The organism is Pseudomonas bananamidigenes (assembly GCF_001679645.1).
GTDB lineage: Bacteria > Pseudomonadota > Gammaproteobacteria > Pseudomonadales > Pseudomonadaceae > Aquipseudomonas > Aquipseudomonas bananamidigenes.
Genome location: NZ_LRUN01000047.1, coordinates 45,480 through 61,352 on the forward strand (window position 1 = coordinate 45,480; position 15,873 = coordinate 61,352).

Below are 15,873 nucleotides of genomic sequence, written 5' to 3' on the forward strand. Positions count from 1 at the left end.
CGAGGGAGCAAACGCCCTCGCCACCTTCGGTCTATGGCAACAGAATGGTCGAGCCAGTGGTACGCCGCGCCGACAACTCGGTCTGCGCCTTCGCCGCATCCGCCAGTGGATAACGCTGACCGATATCCACTTTCAGCTTGCCGCTGGTGATCATTCCGAACAATTCATCCGCCATGCGCTGCAGGTTCTCGGCGTTGTTGGCGTAGGTCGCCAGGGTTGGCCGGGTGACGTACAGCGAGCCTTTCGCCGCCAGAATGCCCAGATTGACCCCGTCCACCGCGCCGGACGCATTGCCGAAACTCACCAGCAGCCCCCGTGGTGCCACGCAATCCAGCGAGGCGAGCCAGGTGTCCTTGCCGACGCCGTCGTAGACGACCGGGACTTTCTTCCCGTCGGTCAGTTCCAGCACTCGTTGCGCGACATTTTCGTGGCTGTAGTCGATGGTTTCCCAGGCGCCGTGGGCCTTGGCCAGTTCGGCTTTGGCTTGCGAGCTGACGGTGCCGATCAGCTTCACGCCCAGGGCTTTCGCCCATTGGCAGGCGAGCAAACCGACGCCGCCGGCCGCCGCGTGGAACAGAATGGTTTCGCCACCCTTGAGTTCATAAGTCTGGCGCAGCAGGTACTGCACGGTCAGACCCTTGAGCATTACGCCCGCTGCGGTTTCGAAGCTGATGTCGTCCGGCAGGTGCACCAGATTCGCCTCGGGCAGGACATGCACGTCGCTGTACGCGCCCAGCGGACCGCTGCCGTACGCCACGCGGTCACCGACCTTGAACCGGGTAACGGCGCTGCCCACGGCCTCGACGATGCCCGCGCCTTCCGCACCCACACCCGACGGCAATGCCGGCGGCGCATACAGACCGCTGCGGTAGTAGGTGTCGATGAAGTTAAGGCCGATGGCCTTGTTGCTCACGCGGACCTGCTGCGGGCCGGGCTCGGCGGGCTGGTAGTCAATGTATTCGAGCACTTCGGGGCCGCCATGGGCGCGGAACTGGATTCGCTTGGCCATCTGCCTACTCCTCGGGACGATTCGGAAGGCCCCTATCGAACTCCCCTGCTTGATCTTCGTCAACTGCGGCGTGCCGGCCTGCGATGGTATGCTACGCGCCCATTTGCGCCGCCCCTCGCCCACGGGGCGATGCCCGATCCAAGGTGATGCCATGACGACCCGCACCGAAGCCGTAAAGGCCTATCTGCTCGACCTGCAAGACCGCATCTGCGCGGCGCTGGAATCCGAAGACGGCGGTACACGCTTCGTCGAAGACGCCTGGACCCGTGCGGCCGGCGGTGGCGGTCGCACCCGGGTGATCGAGAACGGTACGGTGATCGAAAAGGGCGGCGTCAACTTTTCCCACGTCTTCGGCAGCGGTCTGCCGCCGTCCGCCAGCGCCCATCGTCCGGAGCTGGCCGGGCGCGGCTTCGAAGCCCTTGGCGTGTCGCTGGTGATCCATCCGCACAACCCGCATGTGCCGACGTCCCACGCCAATGTGCGTTTTTTCATCGCCGAGAAGGAAGGCGAAGAACCGGTCTGGTGGTTCGGCGGTGGCTTTGACCTGACCCCGTACTATGGCAACGAAGAAGACTGCATCCACTGGCACCGCGTCGCCGAGCAGGCCTGTGCGCCGTTCGGTGCGGACGTCTACCCGCGCTACAAGGCCTGGTGCGACACCTATTTCCACATCAAGCATCGCCATGAACCACGGGGCATCGGCGGTCTGTTCTTCGATGACCTGAACGAATGGGATTTCGACACCAGTTTCGCTTTCATGCGTGCCATCGGTGATGCCTACATCGACGCTTACCTGCCGATCGTGCAACGTCGCAAGAATGATGCGTTCACGGCCAAACAGCGTGAGTTCCAGGAATTCCGTCGCGGTCGCTATGTCGAGTTCAACCTGGTTTACGACCGTGGCACCCTGTTCGGTCTGCAATCGGGCGGGCGTACCGAGTCGATCCTGATGTCGCTGCCGCCGCAAGTGCGCTGGGCCTATGACTGGAAGGCCGAACCGGGCAGTGAAGAAGCACGCCTGACCGACTACTTCCTGCAAGACCGCGACTGGCTGGCCCAGGCCTGAGGATTTCTGATGGATCGTTACGTCGTTTTCGGTAACCCCATCGGCCACAGCAAGTCGCCGATGATTCACAGGCTGTTCGCCGAGCAGACCGGGCAGAGCCTCGATTACAGCACCCTTCTGGCGCCGCTCGACGACTTTTCCGGCAGCGCCACGGCGTTTTTCCGCGAAGGTCGCGGCGCCAACGTGACCGTACCGTTCAAGGAAGAGGCCTACCGCCTGGCCAACAGCCTGACCGACCGTGCCCAACGGGCGGGAGCAGTGAACACCCTGAGCAAACTCGCCGACGGCAGCCTGCTCGGGGATAACACCGACGGTGCCGGGCTGGTGCGGGACCTGACGGTCAACGCCGGGTTCAGCCTCACCGGCAAGCGCATCCTGCTGCTCGGAGCCGGTGGCGCGGTGCGTGGCGCACTGGAGCCGTTGCTGGCGGAGAAACCGGCCTCGATGATCATTGCCAACCGTACCGTGGACAAGGCTGAGCGGCTGGCCGAGCTGTTCTGCGATCTGGGGCCGGTGTCGGCCAGCGGTTTCGACTGGCTGCGCGAGCCGGTGGACGTGATCATCAACGCCACCTCCGCCAGCCTCAGCGGCGATGTGCCGCCCATTGCTGCGAGCCTGATCGAACCGGGCAAGACCCTGTGCTACGACATGATGTACGGCAAGGAGCCGACCGCGTTCTGCCGCTGGGCCAGCGAACAGGGCGCGGGCGTGGTGATGGATGGCTTGGGCATGCTGGCGGAACAGGCGGCGGAAGCGTTTTTCCTGTGGCGTGGCGTACGTCCCGACACGACGCCGGTTCTGGCGGAACTGCGTCGGCAGTTGACGGAATAATACCTGTGGGAGCGAGCTTGCTCGCGATGACGTCGCCAGATCCAGAATCAATCTGACAGACAGACCGCCATCGCGAGCAAGCTCGCTCCCACAATGGGTTCTTCTTCAGTCCTCGAAGCGGATCGGGCATTTCTCCGGCCCTTCGAGTTTGCGCAACTCTTCCACCACCTGCGGTCGCGCCTGACGCAAGGTCAGGCTGCGATCCTGGCGCAGCAGGCGCCGGGCTTCCTGATGGAGCATTTCCACGCCGGAATAGTCGATGAAGTTGATCTGCTGCGCCTCGATCACCACCCGCGTGCCGTGCATCCGTTGCAGGCGCACTTGCAGGTAGTGGCTGGCGCCGAAAAAGATCGATCCGCCGACCCGCAACACATCGTCATCGCCATCGCGCCAATGTTGCACTCTCGGCTGCGAAGTGCGCTTGAGGTAGAAAAACAGCGAAGCCAGCACGCCGGCGTAAATGGCCGTCTGCAATTCCAGCAGCAACGTGGCGACGCAGGTCAGGCCCATCACTACAAACTCGGCCCGACTGACCCGCAACAGCGCACGAATGCCGCGATGATCCACCAGCCCCCAGGCGATCAACAGAATGCTGCCGGCCATGGCCGGGATCGGAATGTGCGCGATCAGCCCTGCACCGAAAATCGCGAACAGCGCCACCCACAATGCCGAAAACACCCCGGCCAGCGGTGAACAGGCGCCGGCCTCATAGCTCAGTCCGGAACGGGTGAACGAACCGGCGGACAACGAGCCCGAAAAGAACGCCCCGACGATATTGGAAAGCCCCTGGGCGCGGACTTCCTGATTGGCATCGAGCAATTGTTGCGAGCGTGCGGCAATCGAGCGGGCAATCGACAGGCTGGTGACCAGCCCGAGCATGCCCACCGCCACGGCGCTGGGCAGCAGCCTTAAAACCAGATCCATATCCAGCGGCAATCCGCTGAACGGCGGCAGGCGCCCGATAAAGGCACTGACCAGATGAACATGGCCGAACATCGTCGGCCACAGCCACACCGTCAGACTGCCGAGGACCAGCGTTATCAACAACGTCGGCCAGCGTGGCAGCAGTTGCTTGAGCAATACGCCCACCACCACCGTAGCGGCGCCAAGGACAAGCGAAGGTTTATCCACAGCCCCGAGATGTCGCAGCAGATCCAGCAGGCTGGCCAGTGCCGTCGCCCTGGCCGGCAGATCCAGCCCGAGCAAATTCGGCAATTGCCCGATGGCAATCACCACCGCCGCACCCAGGGTGAAACCCAGTACCACTGAGTGCGAGACGAAATTCACCAGCGCGCCGAAGCGCAACAGCCCCAGCAGCCACTGGAAAATCCCCGCGAGAAATGTCAGCAGCAGGATCAGGGTGATGTAGTCCTGCGACGTCGGCACGGCGAGCGGACTGACGCTGGCGAACAGCACGATCGAAATCGCCGCCGTCGGCCCGCAGATCAGATGCCAGGACGAGCCCCAAAGACAGGCGATCAGCACCGGAATGATCGCCGCATAGAGGCCGTACTCGGGGGGTAGACCGGCGATCAGGGCGTACGCAATCGACTGCGGCAGCGCGAGAATCGCACCGCTGAGGCCTACGATCAGGTCCCGTCCGACGCTGGCGCGGGTCTGCCGGGGCAGCCAGGCCAGGAAAGGGAACAGTGAGCGGCGGCTGGGGAAGGCCATGGATCCTCTCGGGTGAAATTTTGCGCAAGCGTAACAGTACAGGGCTGATCATTGTGGCGAGGGAGCTTGCTCCCGCTGGAGTGCACAGCACTCCCGATCCCGCAGACTCGGCCAATGAGAAATACATCGTTGTCTGTTTTTTGGACTGTTACGCAGCCCAGCGGGAGCAAGCTCCCTCGCCACAAAGCGGAGGTAATGATTTACAGCCGGGCTTTTACGGCCGGCAACGCATCCTTCCCGTCCACCGTCTTCACGCCGTCGAGCCACTTGTCCAACACCCCCGGATTCGCCTTGATCCAGGCCTTCACCGCATCGGCATTGCTGACCTTCTTGTTCACCACGTCGGCCATGATGCTGTTCTCCATCTCCTGCGTGAACGAAAGATTGGTCAGCAATTTGCCCACATTCGGGCAGGCCTGTGCGTAGCCCTTGCGAGTCAGGGTGTAGACACTGCCGGTGTCGCCGAAGTATTTCTCGCCACCCTTGAGGTAATGCATTTTCAGCTGCACGTTCATCGGGTGCGGGGTCCAGCCGAGGAAGGTGACGAATTTCTGTTTCTTCACCGCCCGCGAGACTTCGGCCAGCATTGCCTGTTCGCTGGACTCGATCAGCTTCCACTGACCCATGTCGAAATCGTTTTTCCTGATGATCTCCTGCAGCGAGATGTTCGCCGGAGCGCCGGAGCCGATGCCGTAGATCTTGCGGTCGAACTTGTCGGCGAACTTGTTCAGGTCGGCAAAGTCATGCACACCGGCATCCCACACGTAGTCCGGCACGGCCAGGGTGAATTCGGTGCCGTCGAGGTTCTTCGCCAGTTGCGTGACATCGCCGGTGGCCACGAACTTGTCGTAGAAGCCCTGCTGCGCCGGCATCCAGTTGCCCAGGAAGACGTCGACCTGGCCGTCCTTCAAGCCGCCAAACGTGATGGGCACCGCGAGCGTATCGACCTTGGCCTTGTAGCCCATGCCGTCGAGCAGAAAGCCCGCGATGGCGTTGGTCGCGGCAATGTCGCTCCAGCCGGGATCGGCCATTTTCACCGTGTCGCAGCTCTCGGCGAACGCGCTGGCGCTGCCCAGTGCCAGCACACTGACCGTCACAACTGTGGATAACTTGACCATGGACTTCCCCTCGACTTTATTGGTTTTGGCAGGGTTGTGGATAACGGGCCTTGCGCTCCAGGTCATCGAGGTCGATGTGGTTGCGCATGTACTGCTGACTGGCGTCCACCAGCGGCTGGTGGTCCCAGCTCTTCAGTTTGCCGATCGTCAGCGCCTCGGCAACAAAACGCCGACGCCGCTGGCTTTCGAGCACTTCGCGATGAATGGCCGGAATGTTCCATCTGGCCCGTGCTTCGGCGAGAAAATCGTCGAACAGTTGGCGATGTTGCGGTGACTGGCTGAGTTCCTCCTCTTCGCGTGGATCGTTATCCACATCGAAAAGCAGACAAGGGTCGGTTTCGCTGTAGATAAATTTGAAAGCGCCCCGCCGGATCATCATCAGTGGGCTGACGGTGCCTTCGGCCATGTATTCGCCGAACACTTCATCGTGACCGCCCTGCCCTCGCAGATGCGGCACCAGGGAGCGGCCATCCAGCGGCAGATCCGGCTCCAGGCTGCCACCTGCCAGTTCCACGAAGGTCGGTAACAGATCGGCGGTGGACACTGCAGCGCCCACACGGCCTGCATTGAACTGACCGGGCGCACTGATCAACAGGGGCACCCGCGCGGCCATTTCGAACCAATGCATTTTGTACCAGAGGCCTTTCTCGCCAAGCATGTCGCCGTGGTCGCCGGAGAAGACGATGATGGTGTCGTCCGTCAGCCCACAATCGTCGAGGGTTTGCAGGAGTTTGCCGACGTTGGCGTCGATATAACTGCAGGCGCCGAAATAAGCCCGGCGCGCATCGCGAATCTTGTCCACAGGCAACGGCTTGTCCCACAGGTCGTAGACCTTGAGCAAACGTTGCGAGTGCGGATCGAGTGAATGCTGATCCGGTGTGGTCGGAAGCGGGATATCCGCTTCGTCGTACAAATCCCAGAATGCCTTGGGAATCGTGTACGGATCGTGTGGGTGCGTCATTGAAACGGTCAGGCAGAACGGCTGGTCGCCGTCCTCGCGGATGTGGTCGAACAGGTATTGCTGCGCTTTGAACACCACCTCTTCGTCGAAATCGAGCTGATTGGTGCGCACACATGGTCCGGCCTGCAGCACCGAGGACATGTTGTGGTACCAGCTCGGTCGTACATCCGGCTCGTCCCAGTTCACCGCCCAGCCGTAGTCGGCCGGGTAGATGTCGCTGGTCAGGCGCTCCTCGTAACCGTGCAGTTGATCGGGGCCGCAGAAGTGCATCTTGCCCGACAGCGCGGTGCGATAACCGAGGCGACGCAGGTAATGGGCATAGGTGGGAATGTCGGCGGGAAAATCGGCGGCGTTGTCGTAGGCGCCGATCTTGCTTGGCAATTGACCGCTGACCAGCGTGAAACGCGAGGGCGCGCACAACGGACTGTTGCAATACGCGGCGTCGAACACCACGCCTTGTTCGGAGAGACGACTCAGGTTCGGCAGTTTGATCGGCGACGGGCCGTAGAAAGGCAACATTGGCGCGGCCATTTGATCGGCCATGATGAAGAGAATGTTCTTGCGCTTCATGTGATCGCGGCATTCCATAGTGAATATTTATGCGATATTGCTGTGATCGAGCATGGATTCCACTCAATCTCTGGTAAAGCCCGTGCCGGACAATGACTAGGATAAGCACAGCTTATGTATGAAGCCCTCGGTGACCTGTCCCTCGACCTGCTGCGCGCTTTCGAGGCGGCGGCCCGTCATCGCAGTTTTACCGCCGCCGCTGTGGAGCTTGGTACCACTCAGCCGGCCATCAGCCAGCAGATCAAACGGTTGGAGGAACAGCTCGGGACGCGGCTGTTCGACCGGATTTATCGAGGCATCGAACTGACCGAGCCTGGTTCAATCCTTTTCGAGCAAGTTACCCTCGGTTTACAGAATATCGACGCAGGATTGGGTGCGATCAGCGCACAGCAACAGCATGAAGTGTTGCAGGTCGCCACCGACTTCGCCTTCGCCGCCTACTGGTTGATGCCCCGTCTGCATCGTTTTCACGCAGCCAATCCGCAGGTCGATGTCAGCCTGGTCACCAGCGAGCGCAATCACAACATGCTCCGGCCGGACATCGACGTTGCCGTGCTGTTCGGCGACGGTCGCTTCAAACAGGGCGAAAGTCACTGGCTGTTCAGCGAAGAAGTGTTTCCGGTGTGCAGCCCGCAATTGCTCAAGGATCGCGTTCTGCCCTTGCCGCCCCAAGGGCTGCTGGAGTTCCCGCTGCTGCACTTGCGTGGCGAAAACAGCAGTAACTGGTTCGACTGGAGCGGCTTGTTTCGCGCACTGGAAATCCACACGCCGCCCGCGCCGGGCCAACTGCGTTTCGACAACTACACGTTGCTGATTCAAGCGGCGATTGGCGGTCAGGGCGTGGCGATTGGCTGGCGGCACCTTGTGGATAACTTGCTGGCGCAGGGCTTGTTGTGCCGGCCAATTGCCGAGACCACCCTCTCCCGCCTCGGCTATTACGTGGTACTACCCCAGCGCAAACGCCGGGGGGCGTTGATTCAGCGGTATGTCGATTGGCTGATGGCCGAACAGGCCAGCAGCGCGCAGTCGCTGACGGGCATGGCGTTGCCTTCGATCGCTGTGTGATCAAGGCTTCGATGCGGCAACAAAACTCACATGTTCGCCTGTATGCAGGTTCAGACGCAGTTCATCGGCAATTCCGACCGCCACCCGGTGCAGACGCTCCAACGGTTCGGCCAGGCCCGGCTCCAGCGTTGCGCCGACCTGGCTGAAATGCTCGATGGTCAGCCCCGCCACTCCACGGGGCGCATCGACCAACGTCCAGCGCAGTGAGCTGCCTTGCAGGGCCTCGCGGATTTCCCCGGCGGCGTGGCGTTGCAAGCGATCATCCGGACCCGGTTCGTCCAGCAGCGCGAAATCCCCCACGACAAACAACCGGGATACGCTCGCCGCTTGCAAACCATCGATCAGCGCATCCACCGCCAGCACCTGCTCCACCGGCCCGAGCACCACGGACTTTTCCACATGATCGCTGCTGAACGGCAGGCCCGGCGCATCCAACAGGCAGATCACCGCCGAGCTGCCGGCCACGCTCTGGTTGACCCGTTCGGCATCGAACAGATCACCGCCCTTGGTGCGCAGGCCCGGGCGTGGCGCGAGGGCGGTCAGGTCGTCGAGGATGGCGATGACTTCGTGCTGACGGCGCAGCAGTTCAGCCATCAACGCACTGCCCAGGCTACTCATGGCACCATAGAGCACCACCTTCACCACCGGGGTTTCGGCATTTTTCATGGCTGAGGTCCCTTTTGATTTCCATTGTATGGCGTGTGACATATTGCCAACGCCAAGGGTTCGAACCGATTCAGAGGGTTTGCGATGCAGACGATCAAGGGTTACCACGCCCACGTTTATTACGACGCCGGCACCATCGAACAGGCGCGGACGCTGTGTGAGCAGGCGGCAGCGTTGTTTCCATTGAAGATGGGCCGCATGCATGAACGCCCGGTGGGCCCGCATCCGGACTGGAGTTGCCAGCTGGCCTTCGGTCCGGAGCTGATTGGCGATGTGCTGCCGTGGCTGGCACTCCATCGCAAGGGACTGGTGGTGTTTCTGCACCCGGACACCGGCGATGACTTGCTCGATCACACCGAGCACGCAATCTGGATGGGTGCGATGCGACCGCTGGACCTGTCTGTTTTTTGATCAGATGGTTTCTTCGGGCTCGCCGGGCAAATGCTCGTCCAGGTGCAGCCACGGCAATTGGCTGTCGATCCAGATATGCCGCTCGGCGGCGGCTTGTTCCGGGTGATCGAGCGTGGCGATGGTCAGATCGATGCTCTCGGGGCTGAGCGATGTCACCAGCGCCAGTTGTGCACCGCAGTTCGGGCAGAAGAACCGTGCGCAACTGGCTGACGAGTCATAGCGTGAAGGTGTTCCGGTCAGCCATTGGAAATTCGCCGCTGGCAGCGTGATCCAGGTGGTGACGATGCCGCCACTGACCTTTCGACAAATCGAACAATGACAGTGGGCAATGTCGCGCAACGCTCCGCTGAACTGATAGCGGATATGTCCGCAATGGCAGCCGCCTGTGTGCAAAAGGCTCATGAGGACTTCACCTTCGCGTCAGGTGATCAGATTGAGTTCGCGGGCTTTCTCGTCGTTAATGACCACTACCGAGGCAGGGCTGAAGCCCATGGTTTTTATCAGCGTCCTCATTTCTCTGTTCAATGACTCCTGTAGTGGCGCAATCCATTCCTTTCGAAAATTGCGGATTACCAGAACACACTTTACAGAACACTTTCCAAGATTCAGCTTCCTGAACTCCAGAGGTAGCAGATCCTCTGTGTCCTCGTGACGCTTGAGACAGGCGGCGAATGTCAGTTGTACCGAGTTCGTGAATTTCTGTCGGATTTCCTCAACGTAGATCGCATGCTCCTGTGGAGCACTCGATTTTGCCTCTATGAACCACGCCGCTTGAGTATTGTCAGGTGCATTTCGCAATAAAACGAATTCAGAGACCTTCAACCCTTTTCCCAGTCTGGTGAAAAGCGGACTGGTCTCGATCGGGAAACACTTGTCCTGAGAGTAAGGTCCGAAATTCATTCCGGATTCCTGGATTGAAATACTCATCCCAACGCCAGCTCCACTTCTTCCTCGTAAAGTCGAATTGATTCATCAACGATCGGGTTGGTCGGCATTCCTTTGAGCAAATCATCACCTACCCATTCGCCCTCAATGGATGACAGGACCGGTATGGATACTTTCTGTTTCTGGGCTGCCAGATACAAAGCTTTGATGACGAAGTACGAGTGACTGGCAATGAAAAACTGAATGCCACTTCCGGCAAGAGAAACAATGATTTCCACCAGTCTGGAAATGGCTACCGGGTGGAGAGCAGACTCCGGTTCGTCAATGAATACCATGGAGTCTTTCGTCAAGAAACGATTGCCCAGCAAAGTATCAAGAATTGCAATTTTCTTGATGCCTTCAGCCGTTGATCCGATCTGGAACTTCTGATTGCCTTTCTTGAACTGCCATCGATTCGCACTGCTATCAAATTCGACTTTGCCGCCGAACATTTCTTCGAGGTTCTCGCGCGCTTTTGCGAAGTGCGCGTGATTTTTTCCTTTTGTAGGAACGAGACGCAGGGCTTTGGCCAAATCGTAGTAGGTGTCGTCAAAGCCGAAGTCTTTATCGATATCGCGGCTTTTCAGAATGATGTGTTGCAGTGAGAGCACTTCCTTGGGAGGAAGGAAAATGGAGTTGCTGCTCCGTGGTGGGACATGGTTTTCGAGAGTAGCGATGTTCTTCGTCGTGTCCTTGCCGAAGCTGTAACGAAATTCACGCGCATCCACTTTGACTCTGCAGGACAGAGGGCCGTCTGCACTTTTTGTTACCAGATCGCCAATCTTGTCGGCCTGATATGTCCAATAAAGCTTGTCAGTCAGGATTTCTGCGGCCGAACGCTGGTCATTGCCGCGTTGGTACTCTTCAAGTGTCCTCATCGTGCAATAGAGCGCTTTGAGCAGAAAGGTCTTGCCAGCGCTGTTTGCACCAATGATCAGGTTCAGGTTCGAGAGATTGCTCCAGCGAATGTTCTGTAACGGGCCGAAATTATCTAAATCAACGCTGTTGAGCATTGGTTGGAGCTCCTCACGAACTTTGCAGTGGTCGCAAGCCTAGCATTGCGAATGCCTTCCATACAGCGATGGACATGGCCCTTCAAAATCTCCGGAATGGTCTTACGATCACGCTCCACTGCAGATTCACTTGTTGCACGACATTGTCCGAGCCTTCTGTCAGACCTTTCATCAGCGAAAGGTAGTTGAAAGGTTGCCCCATTAGGATCGCCGCCACCACCGGCAACAGACCGGTTGGCCAACGCATGTCATTGCTCGCATGTCAGGCCCGATTAACAACAACAATGGTGATTCTGATGTCCTCTGTAGCCCGCCTCCTCGCTCCAACTCCGCCCGTACGTCTCGTGCTTCCCGTTCTGCGCTGATCCCCCCTCGATCCGCTTACTTACCTAGCCGCGCTACGCCTGGAGTTTTCCCATGCTGACTTTCCTTGGCTTCGCCATGGTCATCACGTTCATGTTCCTGATCATGACCAAGCGCCTGTCCGCGCTGATCGCTCTGATCATCATCCCGATCCTGTTCGCCCTGTTCGGTGGCTTCGCGCCGAAGATCGGCCCGATGATGCTCGAAGGCATTACCAAGCTTGCGCCGACCGGCGTGATGCTGATGTTCGCCATTCTGTACTTCGCCCTGATGATCGACTCCGGCCTGTTCGACCCGGCCGTGCGCAAGATCCTCAAACTGGTCAAGGGCGACCCGCTGAAAGTGTCGGTCGGCACCGCCGTCCTGGCGCTCGTCGTTTCCCTCGACGGTGACGGCGCGACTACCTACATGATCTGCGTGGCCGCCATGCTGCCGCTGTACAGCCGCATCGGCATGAGCCCGCGAATCATGGCCGGCCTGATCATCCTCGCCGGCGGCGTGATGAACATGACCCCATGGGGCGGCCCGACCGCCCGTGCCGCGAGTGCGCTGCACGTGGACCCGTCGGACATCTTCGTGCCGATGATCCCGGCCATGTGCGCGGGTGTGGTGGCGATCCTGATCATTGCCTACTTCTACGGCAAACGTGAGCGTGCGCGTCTGGGTGAGCTGCACCTGATCGGCGACGAAATCGATCACAGCGAAATCAGCGTGTCGCAGTTCCCGGATGCCCGCCGTCCGAAACTGATCTGGTTCAACGGCCTGCTGACCCTGGCGTTGATGTGCACCCTGATCGCCGGCCTGCTGCCGCTGCCGGTGCTGTTCATGGTGGCGTTCAGTATTGCCATGATCGTCAACTACCCTTGCCTGCAACAGCAGAAGGATCGTGTCGCCGCTCACGCCGGCAGCGTGCTGTCGGTGGTCAGTCTGATCTTCGCGGCGGGCATCTTCACCGGTATCCTGTCGGGCACCGGCATGGTCGATGCCATGTCGAAAAGCCTGCTGGCGGTGATCCCTGATTTCCTCGGCCCGTACCTGGCGGTGATTACCGCGCTGGTGAGCATGCCGTTCACGTTCTTCATGTCGAACGACGCGTTCTACTACGGTGTGCTGCCGGTGCTGTCGGAAGCAGCCAGCCACTACGGCATCACTGCAGTGGAAATGGCCCGCGCCTCGATCGTCGGGCAGCCGGTTCACCTGCTGAGCCCGCTGGTGCCGTCGACGTATCTGCTGGTGGCACTGGCCGGGATCGAGTTCGGCGATCACCAGCGTTTCACCCTGAAGTGGGCAGTGCTGGTCTGCCTGTGCATACTGGCCGCCGCACTGCTGTTGGGGACGTTCCCGCTGTTCAGCACGTTGTAACGGCATCAAATCACCCGTACGCCGGCGGCCTGCCGGCGTACGGGTTCAACACTCGCTCAAAGGAATACACATGGATTGGCTGACCAACCCCGAAATCTGGGTTGCCTTCTTCACCCTGACCGCCCTGGAGATCGTCCTGGGCATCGATAACATCATCATGATTTCGATCCTGGTCAGCCGCATGCCCAAACACATGCAGCAGCGCACCCGGATTTTCGGTCTTGGCCTGGCCATGATCACGCGGATCCTGTTGCTGCTGTCGATCACCTGGGTCATGCGCCTCACTGCCGACCTGTTCGTGGTGTTCGGTCAGGGCATTTCCGGTCGCGACCTGATCCTGTTCTTCGGTGGCCTGTTCCTGCTGTGGAAAAGCTCCCAGGAGATGTACCACGCGCTGGAAGGCGAGGACGAAAGCGATGATGCGCCTTCGGGCAAGGGCGGCAACTTCTTCTACACCATCATCCAGATCGCGATCATCGACATCGTGTTTTCGCTGGACTCGGTGATCACCGCCGTCGGCATGGTCTCCCATGTCCCGGTAATGGTGGCGGCGATCGTCGTGGCGGTGCTGGTGATGATGGCGGCCTCGGGCAAGATCAGCGAGTTCATCGACAAGCACCCGTCGCTGAAAATGCTCGCGCTGTCGTTCCTGCTGGTGGTCGGCACCGTGCTGATCGCCGAAGCGTTCGACGTTCACGTACCGAAAGGCTACGTCTACTTCGCCATGGGCTTCTCGCTGGCGGTCGAAGCGATCAACATCAAGATGCGCGGCGCGATTGCCCGCAAGAAAAAACAGCAGGATCCGGTGAAACTGCGCAAGGATGTTCCGGGTCAGTAACCGCAACGTTGCGCTGATGATCAAAGGGCCTTCGGGCCCTTTTTTCATGGCTGCATGAACCTGTTTTCATGACACTTTTGTTTCAATCCGCACTTTAGCTGTGCAATGCTGGCGCCCGGACCGTTCGCCAACTACAGCTTAAGAACAACACGTAGAAACTGCGCGGTATCGTCAACTTGCCCCTTTGGGGCGCTGCAACTACAGGGGGTCTGCATGCTCACCCTGCTCAATCTGCTGTCTGCCGTGGCCCTGCTGATCTGGGGCACGCACATCGTCCGAACCGGCATCCTGCGGGTGTACGGCACCAACCTGCGGCACGTGATCGGCCAGAACATGTCCAGGCGCTGGCTGGCGTTCATCGCCGGCATCCTGGTGACCGCGATGGTGCAGAGCAGCAACGCCACCGCCATGCTCGTGACCTCCTTCGTCGGCCAGGGGCTGATGGGGCTGACCCCGGCCCTGACCACCATGCTCGGCGCCGACGTCGGTACGGCATTGATGGCGCGGGTGCTGACCTTCGATCTGTCGTGGCTGTCGCCACTGCTGATTTTTCTCGGGGTGATTTTCTTTCTGTCGCGCAAACAGACGCGGCTCGGGCAGATGGGCCGCGTGGCCATCGGCCTGGGGCTGATCATCCTGGCGCTGCAATTGATCGTCGAGGCCGCCGGGCCGATCACCCATGCCAAAGGCGTGAAGGTGATTTTCGCCTCGCTGACCGGCGACATCCTGCTCGACGCCCTGGTCGGCGCTCTGTTCGCGATGATTTCCTACTCCAGCCTTGCCGCTGTACTGCTGACCGCGACCCTGGCGGGCGCCAATGTGATCAGCCTGCCGGTGGCGATCGGTCTGGTGATCGGCGCCAACATCGGCAGCGGCGTGCTGGCGTTCATGAGCACCAGCATGCAGAACGCGGCCGGCCGGCAAGTGGCACTCGGCAGTCTGTTGTACAAACTGATCGGCCTGTTGCTGATCATTCCGGTACTCGACCCGCTGGCGCACTGGATCGACAGCCTCGATTACAGTCCGCAGGAAATGGTCATCGGCTTCCACCTGCTCTACAACACTGCACGCTGCCTGATCCTGTTGCCGACGGTCGCACCGATGGCGCGGCTGTGCGCCTGGCTGTTGCCGGAGCGTCCGGAGGTCAATGGTACCGCCAAACCGCGTCACCTCGACCTCACCGCGCTGGTCACGCCAAGCCTGGCGCTGGCCAACGCCGCCCGGGAAACCCTGCGCATGGGCGATCTGATCGACAACATGCTCGACGCCACCCTCGACGTGCTGCGCGGCAAACAGACCGCAGTCACCCAGGAAATGCGCAAGCTGAGCGATGACGTCGAAGCGCTGTACAGCGCGATCAAGTTGTATCTGGCGCAGATGCCCCGGGAGGATCTTGGCGAGCAGGACAGTCGGCGCTGGGCGGAAATCATCGAACTGGCGATCAACCTCAAGCTTGCCAGCGACCTGATCGAACGCATGCTGCGCAAGGTGCAGCAGCAGAAGACGTCCCAGCGCCGTTCGTTTTCCGAAGACGGGCTGGAGGAGCTTGCCGGGCTGCATCAGCAATTGATCGCCAACCTGCGGTTGGGGCTGTCGGTGTTTCTCAGCGGTGACAAGGAAAGCGCCCGCCAGTTGTTGCGCGAGAAACGTCGCTTCCGCGCTCAGGAGCGGCGTCTGGCCCATGCTCATGTCAGCCGTTTGCAACGCAAGATCGTGCAAAGTATCGAGACCAGTTCGTTGCACCTGGAGCTGATTGCCGACATGAAACGCCTGAACTCGCTGTTCTGCAGCAGTGCCTACGTGGTGCTGGAAACTTCCGACACCGGCGCGCTGGCGGCGGACGAAATGGCCGACATCACGCATTCGCCTTGAACGTCTGGGGCTGTGGTCAGTCAGTAGCTCATGGTTCAGCCTCAAGGACGCCTTCGCGAGCAGGCTCGCTCCTGCATTTGAAAGGCATTCCTTTGCGGGAGCGAGCCTGCTCGCGAAAGCGATCCGACTG

At 60.2% G+C, this 15,873-nt stretch carries 15 protein-coding genes; 7 read left to right on the forward strand and 8 right to left on the reverse strand.

Annotated features, from left to right (window positions below):
* Window positions 1–31: 31 nt before the first annotated feature.
* Window positions 32–1,009, reverse strand: coding sequence for an NADPH:quinone reductase (locus BBF94_RS17020; protein WP_065260147.1), 978 nt, complete (start codon window positions 1,007–1,009; stop codon window positions 32–34).
* Between the two features lie 151 nt (window positions 1,010–1,160).
* On the opposite strand from BBF94_RS17020, the gene hemF reads away from it, so the two are divergent.
* Entirely contained in the window at window positions 1,161–2,075 is a 915-nt protein-coding gene (gene hemF / locus BBF94_RS17025) for an oxygen-dependent coproporphyrinogen oxidase (protein ID WP_065260148.1), read from the forward strand.
* A 9-nt stretch (window positions 2,076–2,084) separates the two neighbouring features.
* Window positions 2,085–2,906 carry a shikimate dehydrogenase gene (gene aroE / locus BBF94_RS17030; protein ID WP_065260149.1) on the forward strand — a complete coding sequence of 274 codons (822 nt, stop codon included), beginning with the start codon at window positions 2,085–2,087 and terminating at the stop codon, window positions 2,904–2,906.
* 105 nt (window positions 2,907–3,011) lie between these two features.
* On the opposite strand, the gene BBF94_RS17035 is transcribed toward aroE, so the two are convergent.
* From BBF94_RS17035 to betC, 3 genes are all read right to left on the reverse strand, one after another.
* Window positions 3,012–4,580 (reverse strand): SulP family inorganic anion transporter, encoded by a 1,569-nt coding sequence (locus BBF94_RS17035; RefSeq protein WP_065260150.1) that lies wholly within the window; start codon window positions 4,578–4,580, stop codon window positions 3,012–3,014.
* Window positions 4,581–4,780: 200 nt separating this feature from the next.
* Window positions 4,781–5,698 carry a choline ABC transporter substrate-binding protein gene (choX, locus tag BBF94_RS17040; RefSeq protein ID WP_065260151.1) on the reverse strand — a complete coding sequence of 306 codons (918 nt, stop codon included), beginning with the start codon at window positions 5,696–5,698 and terminating at the stop codon, window positions 4,781–4,783.
* A gap of 16 nt (window positions 5,699–5,714) precedes the next feature.
* Entirely contained in the window at window positions 5,715–7,229 is a 1,515-nt protein-coding gene (betC, locus tag BBF94_RS17045; protein ID WP_065260152.1) for a choline-sulfatase, read from the reverse strand.
* A gap of 114 nt (window positions 7,230–7,343) precedes the next feature.
* Here betC and BBF94_RS17050 point away from each other — a divergent pair, with 114 nt between their 5' ends.
* Window positions 7,344–8,294: a choline sulfate utilization transcriptional regulator gene (locus BBF94_RS17050; RefSeq protein ID WP_065260153.1), complete on the forward strand. Its 951-nt coding sequence runs from the start codon at window positions 7,344–7,346 to the stop codon at window positions 8,292–8,294.
* On the opposite strand, the gene BBF94_RS17055 is transcribed toward BBF94_RS17050, so the two are convergent.
* Window positions 8,295–8,960, reverse strand: coding sequence for an NAD(P)-dependent oxidoreductase (locus BBF94_RS17055; RefSeq protein ID WP_065260154.1), 666 nt, complete (start codon window positions 8,958–8,960; stop codon window positions 8,295–8,297).
* A gap of 84 nt (window positions 8,961–9,044) precedes the next feature.
* Between BBF94_RS17055 and BBF94_RS17060 the strand changes: the two genes are divergently transcribed.
* Window positions 9,045–9,371, forward strand: coding sequence for a DOPA 4,5-dioxygenase family protein (locus BBF94_RS17060; RefSeq protein WP_065260155.1), 327 nt, complete (start codon window positions 9,045–9,047; stop codon window positions 9,369–9,371).
* Here the strand turns inward: BBF94_RS17060 and BBF94_RS17065 are convergent, their stop codons facing one another.
* From BBF94_RS17065 to BBF94_RS17075, 3 genes are read right to left on the reverse strand one after another with little or no spacing between them, the layout of a single operon-like run.
* Window positions 9,372–9,773, reverse strand: a complete 402-nt coding sequence (locus tag BBF94_RS17065; protein WP_065260156.1) for a GFA family protein — start codon at window positions 9,771–9,773, stop codon at window positions 9,372–9,374.
* Between the two features lie 18 nt (window positions 9,774–9,791).
* Window positions 9,792–10,298 carry a hypothetical protein gene (locus BBF94_RS17070; RefSeq protein ID WP_065260157.1) on the reverse strand — a complete coding sequence of 169 codons (507 nt, stop codon included), beginning with the start codon at window positions 10,296–10,298 and terminating at the stop codon, window positions 9,792–9,794.
* On the reverse strand, window positions 10,295–11,308 hold the full coding sequence (locus BBF94_RS17075) for an AAA family ATPase (RefSeq protein ID WP_065260158.1): 1,014 nt from the start codon (window positions 11,306–11,308) through the stop codon (window positions 10,295–10,297). The genes BBF94_RS17070 and BBF94_RS17075 overlap by 4 nt, the downstream gene beginning before the upstream one ends.
* Before the next feature lie 417 nt (window positions 11,309–11,725).
* Between BBF94_RS17075 and BBF94_RS17080 the strand changes: the two genes are divergently transcribed.
* From BBF94_RS17080 to BBF94_RS17090, 3 genes are all read left to right on the forward strand, one after another.
* The gene (locus BBF94_RS17080) at window positions 11,726–13,033 is read left to right on the forward strand and encodes a CitMHS family transporter (RefSeq protein ID WP_065260159.1); all 1,308 of its coding nucleotides are present in this window, start codon (window positions 11,726–11,728) and stop codon (window positions 13,031–13,033) included.
* 70 nt (window positions 13,034–13,103) lie between these two features.
* Window positions 13,104–13,871: a TerC family protein gene (locus BBF94_RS17085; RefSeq protein ID WP_065260160.1), complete on the forward strand. Its 768-nt coding sequence runs from the start codon at window positions 13,104–13,106 to the stop codon at window positions 13,869–13,871.
* A gap of 213 nt (window positions 13,872–14,084) precedes the next feature.
* Window positions 14,085–15,743, forward strand: a complete 1,659-nt coding sequence (locus BBF94_RS17090) for a Na/Pi cotransporter family protein (RefSeq protein WP_065260161.1) — start codon at window positions 14,085–14,087, stop codon at window positions 15,741–15,743.
* Window positions 15,744–15,873: the final 130 nt, after the last annotated feature.

What these genes read in the sequence shown, in the direction of transcription:
- choX (WP_065260151.1), bottom strand. Translation starts at nt 5,698, where the DNA reads ATGGTCAAGTTATCCACAGTTGTGACGGTCAGTGTGCTGGCACTGGGC.
- BBF94_RS17035 (WP_065260150.1), bottom strand. Translation starts at nt 4,580, where the DNA reads ATGGCCTTCCCCAGCCGCCGCTCACTGTTCCCTTTCCTGGCCTGGCTG.
- aroE (WP_065260149.1), top strand. Translation starts at nt 2,085, where the DNA reads ATGGATCGTTACGTCGTTTTCGGTAACCCCATCGGCCACAGCAAGTCG.
- BBF94_RS17055 (WP_065260154.1), bottom strand. Translation starts at nt 8,960, where the DNA reads ATGAAAAATGCCGAAACCCCGGTGGTGAAGGTGGTGCTCTATGGTGCC.
- BBF94_RS17020 (WP_065260147.1), bottom strand. Translation starts at nt 1,009, where the DNA reads ATGGCCAAGCGAATCCAGTTCCGCGCCCATGGCGGCCCCGAAGTGCTC.
- BBF94_RS17090 (WP_065260161.1), top strand. Translation starts at nt 14,085, where the DNA reads ATGCTCACCCTGCTCAATCTGCTGTCTGCCGTGGCCCTGCTGATCTGG.
- betC (WP_065260152.1), bottom strand. Translation starts at nt 7,229, where the DNA reads ATGAAGCGCAAGAACATTCTCTTCATCATGGCCGATCAAATGGCCGCG.
- BBF94_RS17060 (WP_065260155.1), top strand. Translation starts at nt 9,045, where the DNA reads ATGCAGACGATCAAGGGTTACCACGCCCACGTTTATTACGACGCCGGC.
- hemF (WP_065260148.1), top strand. Translation starts at nt 1,161, where the DNA reads ATGACGACCCGCACCGAAGCCGTAAAGGCCTATCTGCTCGACCTGCAA.
- BBF94_RS17065 (WP_065260156.1), bottom strand. Translation starts at nt 9,773, where the DNA reads ATGAGCCTTTTGCACACAGGCGGCTGCCATTGCGGACATATCCGCTAT.
- BBF94_RS17075 (WP_065260158.1), bottom strand. Translation starts at nt 11,308, where the DNA reads ATGCTCAACAGCGTTGATTTAGATAATTTCGGCCCGTTACAGAACATT.
- BBF94_RS17080 (WP_065260159.1), top strand. Translation starts at nt 11,726, where the DNA reads ATGCTGACTTTCCTTGGCTTCGCCATGGTCATCACGTTCATGTTCCTG.
- BBF94_RS17085 (WP_065260160.1), top strand. Translation starts at nt 13,104, where the DNA reads ATGGATTGGCTGACCAACCCCGAAATCTGGGTTGCCTTCTTCACCCTG.
- BBF94_RS17050 (WP_065260153.1), top strand. Translation starts at nt 7,344, where the DNA reads ATGTATGAAGCCCTCGGTGACCTGTCCCTCGACCTGCTGCGCGCTTTC.
- BBF94_RS17070 (WP_065260157.1), bottom strand. Translation starts at nt 10,298, where the DNA reads ATGAGTATTTCAATCCAGGAATCCGGAATGAATTTCGGACCTTACTCT.